The 17,081-nt window shown below is 44.4% G+C and carries 17 protein-coding genes; 10 read left to right on the forward strand and 7 right to left on the reverse strand.

The window, feature by feature from the left end; all coding sequences use genetic code 11:
• Positions 1-55 precede the first annotated feature (55 nt).
• Both cysS and FKN08_RS02855 read left to right on the forward strand, forming a co-directional pair.
• The gene (gene cysS, locus FKN08_RS02850; protein ID WP_005390902.1) at positions 56-1,438 is read left to right on the forward strand and encodes a cysteine--tRNA ligase; all 1,383 of its coding nucleotides are present in this window, start codon (positions 56-58) and stop codon (positions 1,436-1,438) included.
• An 87-nt stretch (positions 1,439-1,525) separates the two neighbouring features.
• Positions 1,526-2,104 carry a thymidine kinase gene (locus tag FKN08_RS02855; protein WP_005378154.1) on the forward strand — a complete coding sequence of 193 codons (579 nt, stop codon included), beginning with the start codon at positions 1,526-1,528 and terminating at the stop codon, positions 2,102-2,104.
• A 61-nt stretch (positions 2,105-2,165) separates the two neighbouring features.
• Here the strand turns inward: FKN08_RS02855 and FKN08_RS02860 are convergent, their stop codons facing one another.
• Genes FKN08_RS02860 through FKN08_RS02870 form a run of 3 tightly spaced genes read right to left on the reverse strand, consistent with a single transcriptional unit; the run spans position 2,166 to position 4,541 of the window.
• Positions 2,166-2,804: a YdcF family protein gene (locus FKN08_RS02860; RefSeq protein ID WP_046874781.1), complete on the reverse strand. Its 639-nt coding sequence runs from the start codon at positions 2,802-2,804 to the stop codon at positions 2,166-2,168.
• Positions 2,801-3,628, reverse strand: a complete 828-nt coding sequence (locus tag FKN08_RS02865; RefSeq protein ID WP_170891304.1) for an NAD-dependent epimerase/dehydratase family protein — start codon at positions 3,626-3,628, stop codon at positions 2,801-2,803. The genes FKN08_RS02860 and FKN08_RS02865 overlap by 4 nt, the downstream gene beginning before the upstream one ends.
• Positions 3,629-3,662: 34 nt before the next feature.
• On the reverse strand, positions 3,663-4,541 hold the full coding sequence (locus tag FKN08_RS02870) for a LysR family transcriptional regulator (RefSeq protein WP_170891305.1): 879 nt from the start codon (positions 4,539-4,541) through the stop codon (positions 3,663-3,665).
• Positions 4,542-4,630: 89 nt separating this feature from the next.
• Here FKN08_RS02870 and FKN08_RS02875 point away from each other — a divergent pair, with 89 nt between their 5' ends.
• Positions 4,631-5,089: a PACE efflux transporter gene (locus tag FKN08_RS02875; protein WP_170891306.1), complete on the forward strand. Its 459-nt coding sequence runs from the start codon at positions 4,631-4,633 to the stop codon at positions 5,087-5,089.
• A gap of 36 nt (positions 5,090-5,125) precedes the next feature.
• Here FKN08_RS02875 and FKN08_RS02880 read toward each other — a convergent pair whose 3' ends face one another.
• The gene (locus tag FKN08_RS02880; protein ID WP_005378148.1) at positions 5,126-5,359 is read right to left on the reverse strand and encodes a TIGR02647 family protein; all 234 of its coding nucleotides are present in this window, start codon (positions 5,357-5,359) and stop codon (positions 5,126-5,128) included.
• Positions 5,360-5,658: 299 nt separating this feature from the next.
• On the opposite strand from FKN08_RS02880, the gene focA reads away from it, so the two are divergent.
• The gene (focA, locus tag FKN08_RS02885) at positions 5,659-6,519 is read left to right on the forward strand and encodes a formate transporter FocA (protein ID WP_104971510.1); all 861 of its coding nucleotides are present in this window, start codon (positions 5,659-5,661) and stop codon (positions 6,517-6,519) included.
• An 83-nt stretch (positions 6,520-6,602) separates the two neighbouring features.
• Here the strand turns inward: focA and FKN08_RS23895 are convergent, their stop codons facing one another.
• Positions 6,603-6,728, reverse strand: a complete 126-nt coding sequence (locus FKN08_RS23895) for a hypothetical protein (RefSeq protein WP_254903806.1) — start codon at positions 6,726-6,728, stop codon at positions 6,603-6,605.
• 366 nt (positions 6,729-7,094) lie between these two features.
• Complete coding sequence (locus FKN08_RS02890) at positions 7,095-7,907, reverse strand: ABC transporter permease (protein WP_124008713.1); 813 nt, start codon at positions 7,905-7,907, stop codon at positions 7,095-7,097.
• 462 nt (positions 7,908-8,369) lie between these two features.
• Between FKN08_RS02890 and torE the strand changes: the two genes are divergently transcribed.
• The 4 genes from torE to FKN08_RS02910 all read left to right on the forward strand — a co-directional run bounded on the left by torE (position 8,370) and on the right by FKN08_RS02910 (position 14,211).
• Positions 8,370-8,549 carry a trimethylamine N-oxide reductase system protein TorE gene (gene torE, locus FKN08_RS02895; protein ID WP_005378141.1) on the forward strand — a complete coding sequence of 60 codons (180 nt, stop codon included), beginning with the start codon at positions 8,370-8,372 and terminating at the stop codon, positions 8,547-8,549.
• 50 nt (positions 8,550-8,599) lie between these two features.
• Complete coding sequence (gene torC, locus FKN08_RS02900; protein WP_006742852.1) at positions 8,600-9,784, forward strand: pentaheme c-type cytochrome TorC; 1,185 nt, start codon at positions 8,600-8,602, stop codon at positions 9,782-9,784.
• 25 nt (positions 9,785-9,809) lie between these two features.
• Positions 9,810-12,272 carry a trimethylamine-N-oxide reductase TorA gene (gene torA, locus FKN08_RS02905; protein WP_041156583.1) on the forward strand — a complete coding sequence of 821 codons (2,463 nt, stop codon included), beginning with the start codon at positions 9,810-9,812 and terminating at the stop codon, positions 12,270-12,272.
• Between the two features lie 199 nt (positions 12,273-12,471).
• Positions 12,472-14,211: an alpha-galactosidase gene (locus tag FKN08_RS02910; protein ID WP_053807222.1), complete on the forward strand. Its 1,740-nt coding sequence runs from the start codon at positions 12,472-12,474 to the stop codon at positions 14,209-14,211.
• Between the two features lie 77 nt (positions 14,212-14,288).
• Here FKN08_RS02910 and FKN08_RS02915 read toward each other — a convergent pair whose 3' ends face one another.
• Entirely contained in the window at positions 14,289-15,503 is a 1,215-nt protein-coding gene (locus FKN08_RS02915; protein ID WP_145474239.1) for a putative manganese transporter, read from the reverse strand.
• A gap of 186 nt (positions 15,504-15,689) precedes the next feature.
• On the opposite strand from FKN08_RS02915, the gene FKN08_RS02920 reads away from it, so the two are divergent.
• Positions 15,690-16,595 (forward strand): manganese-dependent inorganic pyrophosphatase, encoded by a 906-nt coding sequence (locus tag FKN08_RS02920; RefSeq protein WP_170891307.1) that lies wholly within the window; start codon positions 15,690-15,692, stop codon positions 16,593-16,595.
• Between the two features lie 68 nt (positions 16,596-16,663).
• Positions 16,664-17,053 (forward strand): DUF2750 domain-containing protein, encoded by a 390-nt coding sequence (locus tag FKN08_RS02925; protein ID WP_012841946.1) that lies wholly within the window; start codon positions 16,664-16,666, stop codon positions 17,051-17,053.
• Positions 17,054-17,081 lie beyond the last annotated feature (28 nt).

Below are 17,081 nucleotides of genomic sequence, written 5' to 3' on the forward strand. Positions count from 1 at the left end.
TCGGAGTTGATATACTCGACCTTCTTTTATTCATTCACAATCATAGATAGAGATCATGTTAAAGATATATAACACACTCACAAGACAGAAAGAGGAATTCAAACCAATTACAGCTGGCAAAGTCGGCATGTATGTCTGTGGAGTTACCATCTACGATCTCTGTCACATCGGTCACGGTCGCACTTTTGTCTCCTTTGACGTGGTATCACGTTACCTTCGTTACCTAGGTTACGATCTAACGTTTGTACGCAACATCACAGACATCGATGATAAGATCATTAAACGTGCGGCTGAAAATGGCGAGTCTTGTGACTCATTGACCGAGCGCTTGATCGGTGAAATGCACGCAGACTTCGACGCATTAAACATGAAGCGCCCAGATATTGAGCCTCGTGCAACCCAGTTTATTCCAGAAATCATCGAACTTGTTCAAAAACTGATTGAACGTGGCTTTGCTTACGTTGCGGATAATGGCGATGTAATGTTTGAGGTTCGCAAGTTTGACGAATACGGCAAACTGTCTAAACAAGATTTGGATCAGCTGCAAGCGGGCGCGCGCGTTGATGTCGAAACAGCCAAACGCAGCCCACTAGACTTCGTTCTTTGGAAGATGTCTAAACCAGGTGAACCTACGTGGGAATCACCATGGGGCCCTGGACGTCCAGGCTGGCACATTGAATGTTCTGCTATGAACTCTTCAATCCTAGGTGATCACTTTGATATTCACGGTGGCGGCTCTGATCTTCAGTTCCCACACCACGAAAACGAAATCGCGCAATCATGCTGTGCACACGACACTAAGTACGTAAATACTTGGATGCACAGTGGCATGGTGATGGTAGATCGCGAGAAGATGTCTAAGTCTCTAGGCAACTTCTTTACTATCCGTGACGTACTTGGTCACTACGATGCAGAAACGGTTCGTTACTTCCTTATGTCTGGTCACTACCGTAGCCAGTTAAACTACAGCGAAGAGAACCTAAACCAAGCACGCGCTTCGCTTGAGCGTCTATACACTTCTCTACGTGGTTTGGATCTAAATGCTGCTCCTGCTGGTGGTGAAGAGTACGTATCTCGCTTTACAGCAGCGATGAACGATGACTTCAATACGCCAGAAGCGTACTCAGTTCTGTTCGACATGGCGCGCGAAGTTAACCGTCTGAAAACAGAAAACCTAGAGAAAGCGAGCGAGCTAGGTGCGCTTATGCGTGAACTAGCAGATGTGATCGGTATTCTTCACCAAGATCCAGAAGCCTTCCTAAAAGGTGATGCAGGTAACGATGATGAAGTGGCTGAAATCGAAGCTCTTATCAAGCTGCGTAACGACTCTCGCGCTGCGAAAGATTGGGCGAATGCAGATATGGCTCGTGACAAGCTAACCGAAATGGGCATTGTTCTGGAAGATGGTCCAGAAGGCACAACGTGGCGTCGTAAGTAATTGAATTTTCAATTTTAAAGGGCTGATAATTCAGCCCTTTTATTTTCCATTTCCATAAATTAAAACTTTAACTTTAGGTAATGCTCTGTGGCTCAGATGTATTTCTATTACTCAGCAATGAATGCGGGTAAATCAACAACGCTTCTTCAATCCTCTTTCAACTATCAAGAACGCGGCATGACGCCAGTTATTTTTACGGCTGCGCTAGATGATCGCTTTGGTGTCGGTAAAGTGAGCTCTCGTATTGGTCTTCAATCTGACGCACATTTGTTTCGTCAGGATACCAATTTATATCAAGAGATCGCAGCTCTGAATGAGGTTGAGAAACGTCACTGTATTCTTGTTGATGAGTGTCAGTTCTTGTCGAAAGAGCAGGTTTACCAACTTACTGAAGTTGTTGATAAACTACATATTCCAGTATTGTGTTACGGCCTTCGCACCGATTTTCTAGGCGAACTTTTTGAAGGCAGTAAGTACCTGTTATCTTGGGCAGACAAGTTGGTTGAGCTCAAAACGATCTGCCACTGCGGTCGCAAAGCGAATATGGTTATTCGTACCGATGAACATGGCGTGGCGATTAAAGAGGGCGATCAAGTTGCGATCGGCGGTAACGACAAATATGTCTCCGTGTGCCGTCAGCATTACAAAGAAGCACTCGGTAAATAATCCGTATTAATACTGAAAAGCCACCGTAATCGGTGGCTTTTTGTTGTCTGCTAGAAAGAGCTTAGACTAAGTCAAAACCAAATCTCTCTAGCAAAACCTGATAAGATGATTCTACCTGCGGAGGGATGTTTTGCTCGGTTTGAAATCCTTTCTCTGGATAGCTTTTTACACGAGAGAAATCTTCCATTAGTGCTTCTAGCACCATCATTAGTGGCATGTCTTCATTAATATATTCAAAAAACGGATGAGCCGTAGAGCTTACTTGGATCTGGGAGTAGGGTGACTGCCACTGTTTTTCAAATGTCGCTATAGCTCTGCGTTCCATAAATGGTTTTTGCACCAGAATAAACGATGAGCAATGTTTTCCTTCTTTTTTCAATCGTTGCTCAGTAAAGCGAACGTTTTCTCCACTATTGGTGGATTCAGTTTCGAGCAAAATTGCTTCACTGGGCACACCTGACATCTTGGCAATCTCGGCAAAAGTTTCCGCTTCGCTTTTTTCAAACAGTCCATCGGTAAAACGGCCTTCTCCCCCTGAAAATACAATCAAAGGCGCTAACTTTTGGTGGTACAGATTTGCTGCATGCTCCGCTACACGCACATCGTTACTGCACATCACAAACAAACAGTCTGCGGGTTTCAGCTCATGTTTGAGTTGCATGTAATCCCAAAGTGTTTCTATGTGTCGATAGAGTTTCATAGCGCGTCCAAAGTTGAGTTGAAATGAAATTGATAGCCAAGTGAGAGTAGTTTGTCTGCGAGAATGCGCTTATCTGTTTGTTCTGTGACTGGTGGAAGAGGTATCTCACTCTCGCTCTTATTTATAGCGGCTTGGTAGAACTCCGCCTTGCTGACGGTATGCGGTGTGGTCACGTTAATAACTTGGTTGCTTAAATTATCTAAAGCAAATTTGACCGCCGATACTGCATCGTCTTGATGAAGCATATTAGCAGGCGCTTTACGACTGACTTGTTTTAGTCTCAGTGCAAAGCGAGAAGGGTGCCTGTCTGGCCCAATTAGCCCGCTACAACGCATAATGACGAAGCTAATATTAGAGTCGATAACATGCTGCTCGGCTTGCAGCATAATACGTGCATTGTCAGAGAAATAAGGGCTGTCGGCTGCTAAAGAGAGTGACGCATCTGCTTCCTCCATATCAGAAGCTAGGTTGGGATACACCGTTGTAGAGCTAATCATAACGAGCTTTTCAACGTTGTTTTGCTTTGCTGCGTTTGCGAGCATTTGCCATTGTTGGGCGTATTCTTGTCCGCGTCCTTTACGAAAACCAGGGGGAAAAGCACCGACAACGTGAGTAATTTGATGTTGCTTAAGCAACTCATCTAGCCGTTTCGCCGCGTTAAGTTGATTAAAATCGAATAATGCGGAGTGAGTTAATGAAGCGGGTAACTCGTTTAACCGAGCTTGGTTACGACGAGTAACGACAACGTGGTGTCCGTCTTTCATCAAAGTTTCTGCTAGCGGAGTTCCGAGCCAGCCTGCACCTACGATCAATGTATTTGCCATTTGGGTCTTCCTACTTACTTACTTACTTACTTATTTATGTCTGCTCGAATAGATTGAGCAGCTCTGCTTTGGCTTGTTGATGGAGGGGATCTGAATGCCATTTCTGATGTTGAATAAGGTCAACATTGACTTGCCAAGCCAGCTTTGTGAAATCATCCCCAACTCTTTTCAGTGTGTTCGGTGAATACGCGACTAAATGCTCTGGAAGAAAGCACCAACCAAACCCTTTATTCGCTAATTCCAACAAAATATAGTAGTTATCAGCGTACCAGATATCCGGGCTGAATGCTTGATTGAGACCACATGGCTCTGCGTTTTTGGAGCGTATGACCAGTTGACGATGTTGTTTGAGTTGATCAATGTGAGTGACGCGTTGCTGTGCCAGAGCGTGCGTTGAAGAGACATAGACATCGAACGCAATGTTACCAAGATTAGTGAAATCGATATGTCTTGGCATTTGTAAGTCACTCAAAATAATCCCAGTAGTGGCGCGCTCCGATTTGACCAATTCAATGATATCCGGACTTGAAGCAGTCAAGCATTCAACTTGCAAATGTGGAAAGTGTTGCTCTAAATTTTTTAGCACGTCGGGCAAGCGAGTCAGAGGAATCCCTTCATCAATGGCTAAAACCAATTTGTTCGTTGGTGTTGAAAAAAGCTGTGATGCTCTGTTGTTTAATCGGTCGAGTTGGCTGATTGCCGCTTGTGCATAAGGTATGAGCGCGAGGCCACTCTCGGTTAATTTCGGATATCGACCAGAGCGATCAAATAGATCAACACCACAGTCGACCTCCATATTTATGATGTGTTGGCTGACAACGGATTGAGCTCGCCCCAGTTTTCTTGCCGCGCTTGAAAACGATCCGGTTTCTGATGTAGCAATGAAAGCTTGCAGTTGTTCGATGGTAAACATATCGTTTTTACCGATGGTATCTAACTTTTTGTTATCTGAATAATAGATAAAATTCTAAGCATTGAGTAGAACTATTTGGACAGAGAAATATGACTCGTAACGAACGAATTTTTCATGCAGTACTTTTTGAGTTAATCGCACTCGCGATCATTGTGCCAGCGGCTTCATTGATCACCGGAAAGGGATCGAGTGATCTCGCGTTGGTTGGGATTGGGTTGAGCATGTATACCGTTGTGTGGAATTACATCTACAACTTGTACTTTGATAAGTGGTTTGGCAGCAATCGAACTGAACGAAGTTTAGCGATGCGTTTTGGGCATACAATTGGATTCGAGGGAGGATTGATCTTTATCTCTATACCCGTCATTGCTTGGTTCTTAGAAATTACGCTTCTCCAAGCTCTGGTGTTGGAAGCTGGCTTCCTAGTGTTCTTCCTATTTTATGCCACATGCTTTAATTGGTTGTACGACAAGGTTCAGCCATTTAGCAAAATGAAAAAACGATTAGCACCGCAGGTTTCGGCAGGAACAAAATGCAGGGACCAATAAAAAACGCCACCGAATTCGGTGGCGTTTTTGTTCAAATTACACAGAAAGGACTCTTAAAATCTTATCTGCATGCTCTGCAACTTCAATACCTTCATCTGTTAAATAACCACCATCAGGCTGTGTACAAAGTTGCTTCTCGTATAGACGAGCAACGGCTGCCTGCATTTCTTCTGACGCGTCTGTATGAACTTTAATACCAGTTGCAGCACTACTTAGGTCGAACTGAAGAAGTAGGTTCAATTCGGCGATATGTTCAGCTGAATATTTCATAAATGATTCCTTTACGCTTTTTTTACCAAGCTAGTCTGAAAAGAAGAGTTGAGCAACATTAAACGATAAGAAGTGTTAAGTATGGCGCTATCAGGCTGATATAACGCAGGATCTTTGTTCGAAAGGCAGAATACTTGTTAAGTATCAATGATAGTTACGATTGCGAATGATAGTTGACCTTTATCGGTTGATCTCTCGATAACAACATTTTTAGTAAACATGTCAAATAGCGCTTGAAAAAGTAGGGAAATGGAGCGATTATCCGCGCCTCTTTAATTGTTTCTAAATGTTACACCACAATGAACTTCAATCAGTTTGACTCACTATTACCGCCTCAGGCTGCGGAACGCGCGGCTGAAGTGGGGGTAGGTAAAGCAACTAAAGCACCGATCAAATCTTTTTTATTGGCAATTTCTGCCGGACTTCATATTGGTATTGCGTTCATCTTTTACACCACGGTGACAACCGGTGCAGGCGACCTTCCATGGGGTATTACCAGGCTAATCGGTGGCCTAGCCTTCAGCCTTGGTTTGATTCTTGTTGTCGTTACAGGTGGTGAGCTTTTCACTAGCTCAGTATTAACATTGGTAGCGCGAGCGAGTGGAAAGATCTCGTGGCAAGCGCTCATCAAAAACTGGTTTGTGGTTTATTTCGGCAACATGGTTGGTGCTCTTTTGTTGGTAGCATGCATGTTGGTCACCAAGCAGTATATGTTTGATCACGGCCAAGTTGGCCTCAACGCGATGGCGATCTCTCAACACAAATTGCACCATGGTTTCTTTGCTGCTGTTGCGCTTGGCATCATGTGTAACGTGCTGGTGTGTATTGCTGTTTGGATGACGTTTAGTGGACGTACATTAACTGACAAAATAGCGGTCATGATTCTGCCAGTAGCTATGTTCGTGTCGGCAGGTTTCGAGCACTGTATTGCGAACATGTTCCAAGTACCCATGGCGATTGGAATCAAATATTTTGCACCGGAAGCATTTTGGCAAATGACAGGGGCGGAAATTGCAAACTATGCGGACTTAAACATGATGGGGTTCATCGTAAATAACCTTATCCCTGTAACGATAGGGAACATCATTGGTGGCGGTGTATTCGTTGGTATGTGGTATTGGATGATTTATCTACGTGATGAAGACAAGCATTTACGATAAATCTAAAAGAATAAAAGAAAGGCGAGCCAAATGGTTCGTCTTTCTTTTATTCATGTCGATAAGTTTCACACAAATCGAGTGAGTTAAATCAGTTCTTCATTGATGCCAAAATCGGTTGGGAGCCAATGAGAAGTCACTTCCTTTGGTTCTTGAACGAGCCAGTCCAGAGGTGCATCGGATAGGAGTTCATCGTAATTTTCTTTGATCATTAAGACATCCATGTACGTCTCTCCAAGTTTGTGGTCACTATCTTTACTCTAAAATTAGAATATGTCAGGCAAGTGATCAAAGCATGACGATTAGATTGATCACTTATGCTGCTATGTTTCTGGTTGCGTATGGGTTTGGGGTGTTTATCCACATTTTCTGTGGATAACCTGTCTCAAAGGCCGTGCGTATCTAAACTTGCAAAGAAAATTTCATAAAATTAGAGGCTTATACTCGAGAGAATTCTGTCTGACTTTTCTCCAGAAAGCGTCTTGATGAATGTTTAAAAAATGGATGAGTTATTCAGTTAAAAGTGCGTTTGACTTGATAATACAAGCCCTTTCACTGGCTTTGTTCACACGCTTAAACTATCTATGAGTTTTGGTAGGTTCTGGTTGTTGGATTTTTATTTTGATCCGGCCTTCTTTCGTTTGTACCCAGCTCAGTGTCATCTCCAGCGTAATAGCGACGGAGGTACTCAACATGACGAAAATAGCCAGCATAATCACCAACTGATATTTAATCGCAACCATCGGGCTTGCGCCACCTAGAATTTGACCAGTCATCATGCCTGGCAAGGTAACCAGCCCTGTAGTGGCCATAGAGGCTAAAGTTGGAGCAAGTGACTTTCTAAGGGCCTCTTGAATGAAGGGGAATGATGCATAACGAGGAGAGGCACCAAGTGAGATAGCAGCCTCATATTCTGATTGTCTCTGTTCAAAAGCCGTAAATAAATTCTGCAGTGCGATGATGTTACTACTTAAGCTGTTACCCAATAGCATGCCCGCAAGTGGGATCATATACTGGGCGTTGTAAATAGGGGATGGCTGCACTAGGCCTGCGGTAATCGCTATAAGAAGTGGAATTAGACCACAGGTTAAGCCTGTAAGCAGAGGAAGCATGAGTGGCTTTTTAGGTAGACGAGCTTTTCCTGCAATTGAGCTTGCACCAATCAGTAGCATGATGGCAAGCCAAAGTATATTGATAAGTAAGCTGTTTAATTGAAAAAGATATTCTAAATACACGCCAATCAATATGAGCTGAAGTGTCATACGAATAACACTGATTATCGTGTCTTTCGCAATCCCTAATTTGTAGCGGGCATTAATAAAGAAGGGAACCAACAAAATCAGACAAAACAATGCCAGTTTGGTCCAACTTATATCCACCACGCTATCCATAATCGCTCCTCGAAAATCCGCGAATAATTGTAACTAAGCTCCTCCTTTATATGAACATCAATGTGCATTTTTTGATGTTCTCAACGTAAACCTTTAGCGCTATTCTTGTCATTATTTAGCATCATTTTATTCACAATTGATTATCTTTTGACGGGTTTTTAAGCCAATTTATGACCCGTTAATTACTATCCAAATGTAACTTATGTTTGGTAAATGTTGTCGTTTTAACAATTGGTTAAAAGACTTATTTTGTCACATCTGTTCATGTTTTTTAATAAATAACATCAATCAATCACATCTCTGGATGAGCTCAAAAAAGTGTTGAATTACAAGGTCTGAGAGCTCTTATTTGATTGAACCTTACTATTAGTATGGTCTAACATTTTCCATTAGAGATTGTAAAAAACTTAAGCTTGGTTACGCGGGCTTTTCAATAACACTAGATACAAAATAGGCAAATGTATGAGTGATGTTAATAAAATTGAGAGTGGTGAAAAACGCTCCCTGGAGTGGAAGTCGTTCCTCTTCATTGCAGTTGTTCTCTTCCCAATTCTGAGTGTGGCTTTTGTCGGCGGTTACGGGTTCATCGTTTGGATGTTGCAAGTGTTCTTCTTTGGACCTCCAGGCGCGCACGGCATGTAAGCCTGTGAGCTCATAACCACACTTTTGAAAAGATTTTAAGAGAGCAAATAATGAAATCATTAATCATTAAACTGTGGCGTACCATGACGCGCCCAGCTGTACATATCAGCCTAGGTGTGCTGACTATGGGCGGCTTCATTGCTGGTGTTATCTTTTGGGGTGGCTTTAACACCGCTCTAGAAGCAACCAACACAGAAGAATTCTGTATTAGTTGTCACACAATGCGTGACAACGTGTACGTTGAGCTGCAAGAAACGGTTCACTGGAAAAACCATTCAGGTGTTCGTGCTACCTGCCCTGATTGTCACGTTCCTCATAACTGGACAGACAAAATTGCTCGTAAAATGCAGGCATCTAAAGAGGTATTTGCACAGGTATTTGGCAACTACGATGAACCTGGTGTGTTCGAAGAGCGTCGTATCGAACTTGCGAAACACGAATGGGATCGTTTCTCGGCAAACAAATCTTTAGAGTGTAAGAACTGTCACAACTACGAATCGATGGATTTCGAGCAAATGTCTCCAACCGCTCGTATCCAAATGAAGCAAGCAGCAGAGAAAGATCAAAGCTGTGTTGACTGTCATAAAGGTATCGCGCATAACCTGCCAGCAGGTATGGACAGCATCGGCGGTATCGTGGGTGACCTAGAAGGTATGACTTCAAATACAGATTACTCTGTAGGTCAGCAACTAGTGAGTGTTCGTCACCTACCTATTTACTTTGATGCACAAGGCACTAAAGAAGCCGGTCTTCTTAACCCAGCATCGACCGTTAAAGTTCTTGAAGACAAAGGTGAGTTTGTTGAAATCGAAATCGATGGCTGGCGTAAAGCGAAAGGTTTTGGTCGCGTAATTCAAGAAGACTTCGGTAAGAACATTGCGACTGCGTCTCTGATGAAAGAAGCAGCAACAGACAGCAACATTGTGACGACTGGTGAGAAAAAAGTGGATGAGCTAACAGGCCTTCCTTGGGAAAAAGTGGCGGCGAAAGTATGGATTAAGAAAGAGTCTATGCTGAACGACATCAATCCTGTTTGGGAAAAATCTCGTGAAGCCTACAAGACCAATTGTTCTGTATGTCACACGCAACCTGCGGAAGCGCACTTCGACGCGAACACCTGGCCAGGTATGTTCGACGGTATGTTGGCGTTCGTTAACCTAGATACAGACAGTGAAGCCCTGATCTTGAAGTATCTACAGAAACACTCTTCAGATTATGCTGAAGGTCACCACTAATAAGCGTCGGATTGGAGTAATTTAAATGGCTATTACACGAAGAAGTTTTCTTAAAGGTGTAGCAACCACAAGTGCAGCGTCAGTTATTGGTCCTAGCTTATTGGCGTCCGCCTCTGCCAATGCTGTTGAGACGACAGGTACTTGGAAAGTAACAGGTTCTCACTGGGGCGCGTTCCGCGCCCACATCTACGCGGGTAAAGTTCAAGAGATCAAACCGCTAGAGCTAGACAAAAACCCAACTGAAATGCTAAACGGCATCAAGGGTATTATTTACAGCCCTTCACGTGTGCGTTACCCAATGGTTCGTCTAGATTGGTTGAAGAAACACAAATACAGCGCCGATACTCGCGGTAACAACCGTTTCATCCGCGTGACTTGGGATGAAGCGCTAGATTTGTTCTACCGCGAACTAGAACGTATTCAAAAAGACTACGGTCCATGGGCGCTACACGCAGGTCAAACGGGTTGGAACCAAACCGGTTCATTCAACAACTGTACCGCGCACATGCAACGTGCAGTAGGCATGCACGGCAACTTCATCACGAAAGTAGGTGACTACTCGACGGGTGCAGGTCAAACCATCATGCCTTACGTACTTGGTTCAACGGAAGTTTACGCACAAGGTACGTCTTGGTCTGAAATCCTAGAGAACTCTGACAACATCGTTCTTTGGGCTAACGATCCAGTGAAAAACCTTCAAGTAGGTTGGAACTGTGAAACGCATGAGTCGTTCAAGTACCTAGCACAACTAAAAGAAAAAGTAGCGAAAGGTGAGATCAACGTTCTATCTGTAGATCCAGTGAAGAACAAGACTCAGCGCTACTTAGAGAACGATCACTTGTACATTAACCCGCTGACAGACGTAGCGTTCATGCTTGCTGTGGCGCACGTGCTGTACAACGAAGACTTGTACGATAAGAAGTTCATTGATACTTACTGTCTAGGCTTTGAAGAGTTTATTCAATACGTTCAAGGTAAGACAAAAGATAAAGTAGAGAAAACACCAGAGTGGGCTGCGGCTATCTGCGGCGTGAAAGCGGACAAGATTCGCGAATTCGCGCGTATGCTAGTAAGTGGCCGTACACAGATCCTGATGGGTTGGTGTATCCAGCGTCAAGAGCACGGTGAGCAACCATACTGGGCGGCGGCTGTGGTTGCTGCAATGGTTGGTCAAATCGGTCTACCTGGCGGTGGTATCTCTTACGGTCACCATTACTCAAGTATCGGTGTACCTTCAACTGGTTTCGCGGGCCCTGGTGGTTTTCCTCGTAACCTTGACCAAGGTATGAAGCCGAAGTGGGACAACAACGACTTTAACGGTTACAGCCGTACTATCCCAGTTGCACGTTGGATCGACTGTCTGCTTGAGCCAGGCAAAGAGATCAACTACAACGGCGGTAAAGTGAAACTGCCAGACTTCAAGATGATGGTGATCTCGGGTTGTAACCCATGGCACCACCATCAAGATCGTAACCGCATGAAGAAAGCGTTCCGCAAACTTCAAACGGTTGTAACGATCGAGTTTGCTTGGACTGCAACATGTCGTTTCTCGGATATCGTTCTACCTGCGTGTACGCAATGGGAACGTAACGACATTGACGTATACGGTTCATACTCGAACAAAGGTCTGATTGCAATGCATCGTCTCGTCGATCCATTGTTCCAATCTAAGCCTGACTTCCAAATCATGAGTGAACTAACTCAGCGTTTTGGTCGCCGCGAAGAATACACTCGTGGTATGAGCGAGATGGAATGGATCGAAAGCCTTTACAACGATTGTAAAAAAGCGAACGAAGGTAAGTTTGAAATGCCAGAATTCAACGAGTTCTGGGAGAAGAGCGTACTAGACTTCGGTGAAGGTAAACCTTGGGTTCGTCATGCGGACTTCCGTAAAGACCCTGAGCTTAACCCACTAGGTACGCCGTCTGGTTTCATCGAGATCACGTCTCGTAAGATCGGCCGTTACGGCTACGAACACTGTCAAGAACACCCAATGTGGTTCGAAAAATCAGAGCGTTCACACGGTGGCCCTGGTTCAGATAAATACCCATTCTGGTTGCAGTCTTGTCACCCAGACAAGCGTCTGCACTCTCAAATGTGTGAATCTGAAGAGTTCCGTGCAACTTACGCGGTGCAAGGTCGTGAGCCTGTTTACATCAACCCAGCGGATGCGAAAGCGAAAGGCATCAAAGACGGTGACTTAGTGCGCGTATTCAACGGTCGTGGTCAGCTATTAGCTGGTGCTGTTCTTACTGACAGCTACCCACGTGGCGTTATTCGTATCGAAGAAGGTGCATGGTACGGTCCTCTAAACGAGAAAGAGGGCGCAATCTGTACTTACGGTGACCCTAACACGCTAACGCAAGACATTGGCTCTTCTGAACTTGCGCAGGCGACTTCTGCGAACACATGTATCGTAGACTTCGAGAAGTTCACCGGCAAAGTACCGCCAGTGACTTCATTCGGTGGTCCAATCGAAGTTGCTTAATTAATGCAATTCACATCAATCGAAATACCAGCCTTCGGGCTGGTATTTTTTTAACCAAAATTTCAGTGAGCGTTATCTCAATAATAAATTTGTGATGCTAAACGACAGTTGGATTCGTGACGTCGATAACGAATTGGGTGGGACAAGCAGGGGATAATGAACCAAGCTAAACAATAATAATTAAGTGAGTAGACTCTTTATGGCTCAGAGCATTCAATTGGCAAATCACATTGAGATCACTGTGAATAACAACGACCTCCAAGTTGAAGTTGAGGGTAATCAATTACATTTTTCTTTTGCTGGGCTTCACAATAAAACGTTTACCGACCGTGAAGTGTTGTTCGAGATGCCGTTTTTATACGAGCACGAGGCCAACGTGATTGGTGATGGCTTCCAAATGCTAGCGCAAACAGCGGGAACGGTTAGCCATCCCTTTGATATTGGTCGCTGTCCAGACAACAACCCTTCTTATCGAATCTATCCCAAAGATGCCCCTAAGCGTTACTACAACTATTTAGTGGTGGAAGGCTCGGCTGGCTATACCTTGTTTGGCTTTACTTCATGTCACCGTTTTGCGGGCTATTTTGATGTTGTACTGCGTGATGGACATTGGGTTTTATCGGCCGCGATTGATGGTGAGTTTACTCAAGTGGCGGATTGGGAAAGTAATCAACTTGAGTCCGTGGCGGTACTCTGTGGCCAATCTCTGTCTGAGCTATATCAAATCTATGGCGAGATGATTGCAGAGCATCATCCTGTTCGCCAAGGTGTGACACAAGATGCGCCTGTCGGTTGGTGTTCGTGGTATGCCTACTACGCAGACGTGACAGAGCAAAACATCATGCAGAACGTTGATTGCATGCAAGATAAGCTTGAAGACCTAGAGTGGGTACTTCTGGATGATGGCTATCAAGCCTTTATGGGCGATTGGTTAATCCCATCGGATAAGTTTTCTGGTGGTGTGAAAGAGCTCATTCATAGTATCCGTGCAAAAGGCAAAAAGCCGGCGATTTGGATGGCACCCTTTATTGCTCAACCTGAGTCGGAGCTCTTCAAACAACACCCAGAGTGGTTTGTTCGTCACAAAGATGGAAGCTTACTTAAAGCAGAAGATGTCACATACGGTGGTTGGCGCTGCACGCCTTGGTACATACTCGATACCTCAAACCCAGAAGTGCAAGACCATCTGACGAATGTAGTCTCTGTCATGAGACAAGAGTGGGGCGTTGAATTGTTCAAGCTAGACGCGAACTATTGGGGCACCTTGAAAGGTGTGCGTAAACAATCTGGTATTACAGGCGTTGAGGCGTATCGCTTAGGAATGGATGCGATTGCTAAAGGCGCTGGTGATGCGTGGCTTTTAGGTTGCAACGCGCCAATGTGGCCATCTCTAGGGCTTGTGGATGCAATGCGTGTTTCTGATGACGTAGAACGCCATAGTCGTCGTTTCGAGCAGATAGCCAAAGAAACCTTTTATCGTAGTTGGCAGCATCGAAAACTGTGGCAAATTGATCCGGATTGCGCGACATTCACGTCATTAGCTAATCAAGCCGCATCCAGAGAAGAGTATGAATTTCATCGCACGGTGTTATTGGCGTGTGGTGGTTTGCTGCTGTCTGGCGATCCGCTCCCTGAGATTACGCCATTTGCAAAGAAGACATTGGCTAAGCTCATGCTACGTCAACAACGTAACCAAGAGTCAGCAAAGTTCACGGCTTTGAGTTTAAATCATGCGTTTTTAAAACTAACGACGAAGAATGACCTTCACTGCTTGTTTAACTATGCCAGCTACGGTGCGATGGAATTTACGCTGACGTCTGATCAACCGATGGATTGGTATGATTACTGGACAGGAGAAAAGCTAAACCAAGAACCTTGTCAGTTATTAATGGTGAGCGTTGATAAAGGGTTAAATGCGAAAGCGATCGTCACGGCATAACGTGAAGCAAATCGTTCGATTATAAAAACAAGAAAGGAGCCTACTATGGCTCCTTTCTTGTTTTGATGCTCTGGGCGTTAGAACTCGAATAAAAAGTAATACCCGTATCCAACAATAAACGCAGGAATGGACGAATAAATAGTCGCGACCAAAGCAGCTTTCGGTGCCATTGCAATGGCGGGGAATAGGGCGTCACCATCGTTAGAAATCGCATTGGCCAGTTGCGCAGAAAGTGGAGCTGCACCAGAAATGTATAGGCTAGTGACTAAAATTTGCGGTCCGCAACCAGGTAGCATACCAATGGCTAAGCCAGCTAATGGCATCCATATCCCCCAATGAGAAAAGGTTTCTACGAGGTCGAGCCCAGAAAAATAGGTCGTCAGTTCAAACGCTAGAAACGCCACGATCACCCAAGCACTGACGAAGTTTGTGTCTTGAGCCGCTTTTTGAATTGGGTGCGAGTCCACAATTTTTTCATCTTCAGAGACCGTTGACTGATAATCGCCGAGCTCTTTTGTCATCGCCCACAACGACATTGTGATCACCGCGAAGATAGCGCCCAGCCATTCAATAGTATTGGCCTGCAAAGACAACAGCTGATTAATATCGATTTGGAAAGACATTAACACAGCAACGACGCTGGCAGGCACAATAAGCCATTTCCAAAATGCGCCTTGTAGATTGATTGCACGTTGTTCAAGAGGCGTGTGTCGGTCTGTCTGGTGTTGGCAACAAGCATGTGTCTGAGGTGATTCTTTTGGTTCTGGGCGCAGAAAGTTATCAGCATGAAAAGCATTAACGACCAGCCCTGAAAGAGTACCCACGATAATGCCTAATCCAACCACGCCTAATCCAACACTTGGCTTGGCGGCAAGAAGTAAAAAGGCAGCGTCACCCATTGTTGAAGTAAGTACCGCGACAATCGCACCAAATCCCACTCGGCCACTAATAAATTGCGTTGTCACAACAATAGCGCCACCACAGCCAGGCAAAGCACCCAATAAAGAAGCAAAGAAAACCTGATGATTACGTGAGCGATGATATAGCTCGGTAATTCGATTGGTTTTCGACATAAAGTTTGAAAGATAATGATAAATAGCCAATGTGGCAGCAACATAGCATGACACTGCCCAGAAGGAGTCGGATAGCGTCTGTACGGCTACGTCACGTGTATTTTCATTGCCTAGCAAAATGAGCATGACGATAGGGATCAGCAATCGCTTATAAGCTAAACGAAACTGAGTAGGCTGAAACAACTGTTGTGCAGAGTGTAATAATTGGGTCGCGTTCATCGTTTACTCAAATGCAAATAGGAATAGTTATCATTATATGTAAATGAGATTTATTCGCAATAGCATTGTGAACTTTTCTTCGTGTCAAACTCTCTGAAATCAGGTAAAGTATCGGCCTTTGTGAGCAAACACGCCCTAATTAACTGTATTAGGCGGCGTATAAAATTGACTTGAATAGGAAGAAACATGATTCTAGTTGTAGGTCATAAGAACCCAGACAGTGACAGTATTTGTAGTGCACTCGTTGCAACTGAACTTCTAAAAGCGCGTGGCGTTGAAGCTATGCCAATTCGCCAAGGCGAAATCAACCGTGAAACTCAGCACATCCTAGAAGTTGCTGGCGCTGAAGTTCCTGAGCTTCGCACATCAGTGGCGGGTGAGACCGTTTGGCTAGTAGATTACTCAGATCTAGCACAAGCACCAGACGATATCGCAGAAGCTGAAATTGCGGGTATTGTTGACCACCACCGCCTAGGTGACGTGATGACAGTAAACCCAATGGAAGCATGGATCTGGCCTGTTGGTTGTACCAACACTGTTCTATTCAACATGTTCAAGATTGAAGGTCACGCGATTACTCCACAAATCGCTAAGCTAATGATGTCAGCAATTCTATCTGACACAGTAGGCTTCGCTTCTCCAACTTGTACACAAAAAGACAAAGATGCCGTTGCTGAGCTAGCGGTAATCGCAGACGTACAAGATGTTGACGCATTCACTAAAGATCTTCTAATTGCTAAGACAAACATCGAAGGTCTATCTGCGGCTGAGCTTGTTGAGAAAGATCTTAAAGGTTACCCATTCAACGGTCGTGACGTAGTAGTAGGTCAGGTTGAGCTTGCAACACTAGAGCAAGTTGACGGTATGATCGAAGCACTAGAAGCGGATCTAGAAGCGCGTTGCGAAAAAGATAACCTTGCATTTGCTGCTGTAATGCTAACAGACATCACGACTGCTCAAACTCGTCTTCTATACAAAGGTGAGTGGGCTGAGAAGCTTGTTAAGCATGAAAAAGACGGAATGCTAATGATGGACAACACGCTAAGCCGTAAGAAGCAAGGTTGGCCTTGGCTTCAAACTGAGCTAGCTTAATTTTCTAGCATATACTTTAAATGCCCGCCTAGCTGCGGGCATTTTTCTATGGGAAATAGGAGACGAATATGTCTGAGCAACTGACCCAAGAGCAGATGGATACCATCAATCGTTACAACGAAGAGCAACGTTTAAAGTACTGCGTAAAAGAGATTGTGGCGAATCGTAAAGTTTGGATTCTGAAAGATGAACATGGCTGTGTCATGTTAAATACAGAAGATGATGATTGTGTACCAGTATGGCCAAACGAAGAGTTTGCTTTGCAATGGGCGAATGGTGATTGGGAAGATTGCGAGCCAGAAGCGATCTCTCTAAACAAGTGGCACAGTCGTTGGACCTCTGGTCTAGAAGATGACGAATTATCTGTTGTTGTATTCCCAAATCAAAATGAAGAAGGGGTGGTTTTGTTTCCTGATGAGTTTGATTTCGAACTTCGCAAACAAGCGAGCCGCCGCTAATTTTTCGATTCGTGTCCATTTAATAAAG

It is taken from the genome of Vibrio sp. 1-2 (7-a), assembly GCF_013048515.1.
In the GTDB taxonomy this organism is placed as follows: Bacteria; Pseudomonadota; Gammaproteobacteria; order Enterobacterales; family Vibrionaceae; genus Vibrio; species Vibrio diabolicus.